Annotated in this window: 2 protein-coding genes; one reads left to right on the top strand and one right to left on the bottom strand. The window is 62.8% G+C overall.

Annotation, left to right across the window (positions count from 1 at the left end; all coding sequences use genetic code 11):
- On the top strand, positions 1-1,833 hold a 1,833-nt coding region (locus V6M52_RS08895), incomplete at its 5' end, for an acetyl/propionyl/methylcrotonyl-CoA carboxylase subunit alpha (protein ID WP_332700760.1).
- 45 nt (positions 1,834-1,878) lie between these two features.
- Here the strand turns inward: V6M52_RS08895 and V6M52_RS08890 are convergent.
- Positions 1,879-2,929: DSD1 family PLP-dependent enzyme (locus V6M52_RS08890; protein ID WP_332700759.1), on the bottom strand; the 1,051-nt coding region annotated here is incomplete at its 5' end.

Genomic DNA, 2,929 nt, shown 5'->3' with positions numbered 1-2,929 from the left:
GCAGACGCCATTCTCGATGCGGCCCGCCGAGCGGGCGCGCAAGCCATACATCCCGGCTACGGCTTTCTGTCCGAAAATGAAGGCTTTGCGCAAGCCTGCGCCGACGCGGGAATTGTATTTGTAGGGCCGCCCATCAGCGCGATTGCCGCCATGGGCAGCAAATCGGCGGCCAAGACGCTCATGGAAAAAGCCGGCGTGCCGCTTGTGCCGGGCTACCATGGCGACAACCAGGACCCCGGCTTCCTGCAGTCGCAGGCCGACGCCATGGGATACCCGGTACTCATCAAGGCAAGCGCCGGCGGCGGCGGAAAAGGAATGCGCATTGTCGAGTCCAGCGCCGCCTTCGGCGAAGCCCTGGCATCGTGCAAGCGCGAGGCAGCCAGCAGCTTCGGCGACGACAAGGTCCTGATCGAGCGTTACCTGCAGAAGCCTCGGCATATCGAGATCCAGGTCTTTGCCGATACCCACGGCAATTGCCTTTACCTGTTCGAGCGCGACTGCTCGGTGCAACGCCGCCATCAAAAAGTCATCGAAGAAGCGCCCGCTCCGGGCATGACGGACGAACGTCGCCGCGCCATGGGCGAAGCCGCGGTTGCCGCCGCTCGGGCGGTGAGCTACGTCGGTGCGGGTACGGTTGAATTCATCGTTGAACCCGATGGCCGTTTCTACTTCATGGAAATGAACACCCGGCTGCAGGTCGAGCACCCCGTGACCGAAATGATTACCGGCCACGATCTGGTCGAGTGGCAGCTGCGCGTCGCGGCCGGCGAAGCGCTGCCCGTCACACAGGAAGAGCTGTCCATTACCGGTCACGCCATCGAGGCGCGCATCTATGCCGAGAATCCCGATAAAGGCTTCCTGCCGTCCATAGGCACGCTGACTACGCTGAACTTCCCTCCGCACAGCGCCTTTCAGAACGGCGATATCCGGGTCGATGGCGGAGTGCGGGCCGGCGATACCATTAGTCCTTTCTACGATCCCATGATTGCCAAGCTGATTGTGCGCGGGGCCGATCGCGATCAGGCCCGGGCGCGCATGGTGCAGGCACTGGGCGAAATCCGAAGCGTGGGCGTGCAGACCAATATTGCCTTCCTGCGACGGCTGATGCTGGACGACGCTTTCGCCAGTGCCGATCTGGATACCGGGCTTATCGAACGTCAGCACGACAGCCTTTTCCCGCCTGCGGCACCCGCCCCGGACAGCACACTGGCATTGGCCGTGGCCGCGCTGCTGGCCAGACAGGGGCTAGCACAGTCGGCCGTTCGCCAGAACACGGTGCACGTCGACCCATGGGCCCAGGCAGATGGCTGGCGCATCAACGGCAGCTACCGGCAAGTCTTTTCCCTGCTGGAACAGGAGGCATTGCGCGACATTCACATTGCCCGCGACGGCATGGCATGGACATACACCCACAATGGCCAATCCCAGTCATTCGAATGGCATACCGAAGCGCTGGCGCCACGGCAATACCAGGTGCGCGTTCGCCTGGACACCTCGGACGCCTCGGCCAATGTCGTGATCCAGGGCGAAAATGTGCATGTGTTTGCCAATGGCGCTGTCCAAGTGCTGCAGGTTCACGATGCCGTGGCGCATGCACAGGATGATTCCAATGAGCACGAAGGAGGCCTGACCGCGCCTATGCCCGGCAAGATCATTTCCATCTCGGTCAAGGCCGGCGACAAGGTCAAAAGCGGCGACGCCCTGCTGGTCATGGAAGCGATGAAGATGGAGCACACCATACATGCTCCGTCCGACGGCACCGTCGAGGAACTGTTCTTCGATGTCGGCGACCAGGTCGGCGACGGGGCCGAACTGATCGCAATCGCGGTCTAGGCGGCGCGTCGGCCTAGTGTGCTGCTTGGCTAACCAAACAGCACACTAGCGGCTCAGTCCTCGGGCGCTGATCGGCCAGAGCGCTTCGACATGCTGGCCCCGCACCGCCACGATGCAGTCATGCAAATTGAAGGTGGGATCGCAATGCCCTGGTATCAGGCGCAGCTGCGTCCCTATTTCAGGGCGGCTGCGCCGGCTGTCGGCCAGCAGTATGCAATGCTCGTCGTGCACGGCCACGCAACGCAAATCGGGGTGATCGGCGACTTGCGGCGCACCGCTTTCAGCACTGGTGGACTTCAGCCCAAGGTCGACCACAGCCCTTTCGGGCGTAGGCGTGCTCATTACGGTGCCCAGCAAAAACAGACTATGCCGGAAAGACAGGGCGTCGCCCCAGTCGATGCCGGCGTAATCGGTGTCCATGAAGGCATACGAACCCGCCTGGATTTCGGTATATACCTGACTGGTCACATCGAATGCCGCAGTGCCGGTTCCGCCGCCGCTGACGACCGGACAGGCTATCCCGGCCCCGGCAAACGCATCCATATAAGCACGTATCGTGCGTACCGCCTTGTCGGCGGACTTCTGGCGCTGGTCCAGCGAGCGCTTGTGCTGCAAGCCGCCGTGATAGGCCTGCACGCCCACAAAAGTGATATTGGGCAGTTTCTGTACCAGGCGCGCCAGCGATACCGCCTCTTCCGGGGTCTGCACGCCGCAACGCTTCTGGCCTACGTCGATTTCGACCAGAACGCGCACGCTGGCCTCGTATTCGACCATCATTGCAGACAGGGCCTCGACCGCGCGGACATTGTCGACGCACACCGACATTTGCGCCTGCCTGGCCAGGCGCGCCAGCAGGGCAAGCTTGGGCGCCCCGACCACTTCGTTGCTGATCAGGACATCGCGCACGCCGGCCGCCACGAAGGGGACCGCTTCCGAAACCTTCTGACAGCATATCCCGCTGGCGCCCAGCGCCACTTGCCGGATTGCAATTTCAGGGCATTTATGGGCCTTGGCGTGCGGCCGCAGTGCCACGCCGTGGCGCTCGGCCAGCACTTGCATGGTGCGCAAGTTGTCTTCGAAGGCATCCAGATCCAGG

This window comes from Devosia sp., from assembly GCF_036676215.1.
Classification (GTDB): Bacteria; Pseudomonadota; Alphaproteobacteria; order Rhizobiales; family Devosiaceae; genus Devosia.
Note: the sequence above shows the minus strand (reverse complement) of the source record. Positions and strands in the feature narration are given on the sequence as shown.